This window comes from Streptomyces sp. AC627_RSS907, from assembly GCF_019049165.1.
This window is the reverse complement of sequence record NZ_JAGMUE010000372.1, coordinates 1-2038: the sequence shown is the minus strand read 5'-3', so window position 1 is coordinate 2038 and position 2038 is coordinate 1. Positions and strand designations below refer to the sequence as shown.

Annotated in this window: 1 protein-coding gene; it reads left to right on the top strand. The window is 69.5% G+C overall.

The genetic code is table 11. The features are described from left to right. Nucleotides 1-2038 (top strand): SDR family NAD(P)-dependent oxidoreductase (locus KUM32_RS35945; RefSeq protein WP_217146112.1); only part of this gene is annotated, 2038 nt, incomplete at both ends.

Genomic DNA, 2038 nt, shown 5'->3' with positions numbered 1-2038 from the left:
TTCGGTTGGTGAGGTTGCGGCGGCTTATGTGGCCGGGGTGTTGTCGCTGGAGGATGCGGTCACGCTGGTGACGGCTCGGGGTCGTTTGATGCAGGCGTTGCCGTCTGGTGGGGCGATGCTCGCGGTCATGGCCTCCGAGGCCGATGTGCTCGCGGAGTTCCCCGACGTCGATATCGCCGTAGTCAACGGGCCGGAGTCGGTGGTCGTGGCCGGGCTTGAGGCCGACATCGACCGGATCGCCGAGCGTGGTTGGAAGACGTCGCGTCTGCGGACCAGTCATGCCTTCCACTCGCGGTTGATGGAGCCGATGCTGGCAGAGTTCCGTGCGGTGGTGCGCGGGCTGTCCTTCAGCGAGCCGTCGGTGCCGGCGGTGTCGACGGTGTCTGGGCGGGTGGTGGAGCCGGGGCAGTGGTCGGATCCGGAGTACTGGGTGGAGCAGGTCCGGCGGCCGGTCCGGTTCGCCGACGCGGTCAGCGCGCTCGACGACGTCACCCGGTTCGTGGAACTGGGCCCGGACGCGGTACTGACCGCGCTGGTGCAGCAGCCGGAGACGGTTGCCGTTCCGCTGCTGCGCCGTGACCGCGACGAGGTCACCACCATGCTGACGGCGCTGGCCACCCTCCACGTCAACGGCGTGTCGGTGGACTGGTCGCCGCTGTTCACCGGGGTCCAGCCGGCCGACCTGCCGACGTACGCCTTCCAGCACCAGCACTACTGGCTGGAGACCCGGCCGGTGAAGGCAAGTGCTGTCGACCCCGTAGAGGCCGGATTCTGGGACACGATCGACCGCGGTGACCTGTCCACGCTCGCGTCCGAACTCGGTGTCGATCCCTCCGCTCCCCTGGAGAACGTGCTGCCGGCGCTCACGTCCTGGCGGGCGCGCGGTCGTGACCGTTCTCGACTGGACGGTTGGCGCTACCACGTCACCTGGCAGCCTGCGTCCGAGCCGGGCCCCTCGGCGCTGACCGGCACCTGGGTGCTCATCGGCACCGACCCGGTCGGACTGGCCGAGGTGCTGAGCAGCCATGGTGGCCGGGTCGTGACAGTCGATATGGACGAGCGGCACGGGCTGGCGCGGACGTTGCGGGGAGTGGCCGGTCCGATCGCCGGCGTGGTAAGCCTTGCTGCGCTCGACGACGCGCCGCTGCTCGACACGCTCGCTGTTGTTCAGGCGTACCTTGACGCCGAGTTGACCGCGCGTATCTGGTTGGTCACCCGAGGGGCCGTCACCGTGGGCCGGGCGGATTCCGGGGCGAGCCCGATCCAGGCTCAGACGTGGGGTCTCGGTCGAGCAATGGGGTTGGAGCACCCTGAGCGGTGGGGTGGTCTGCTGGATCTGCCTGCTGAGCTGGATCGGCGGGCTTCGGGCCGGGTTGCTGCTGTGCTGGCGGGCGTGCTCGGTGCGGAGGACCAGGTCGCGGTGCGTGGTGCTGGCGTGCTGGTGCGGCGTCTGGTGCATGCGCCTGCTTCACAGGGTGAGGTGTGGCGTCCGCGGGGCACGGTGTTGGTCGCGGGTGGGACCGGTGGGCTCGGGGCGCAGGTGGCGCGTTGGGTGTCGGAGCGTGGTGCTGAGCGGTTGGTGCTGGTGTCGCGGCGTGGTGCGGAGGCGCCCGGGGCGGCGGAGTTGCTGGCTGAGTTGCCGGGTGCGGAGATCCATGCGTGTGATCTGGCCGATCGGGCTGCGGTCGAGGCCTTGTTGGCGGCTGTGGGGCCTGTCGATGCGGTGGTCCATGCGGCAGGTGTCAGTGAACATGTGACGTTGGTCGACGCGGACGAGGCACACGTTCGGCGCGTCGTCGACGGCAAGGTCGACGGGGCGTTGCATCTGGACGCGTTGGTGGGTGATGTCGACGCGTTTGTGGTGTTCTCGTCGATCTCCGGTGTGTGGGGGAGTGCGGGGCAGGCTGCGTATGGGGCTGCGAATGCGGCGTTGGATGCTCTGATCGTTCGGCGTCGGGCGCAGGGGCTGTCGGGTACGGCTGTGGCGTGGGGTCCGTGGGCCGAGGTCGGTATGGCCGCCGATGAGGACACTGCGATG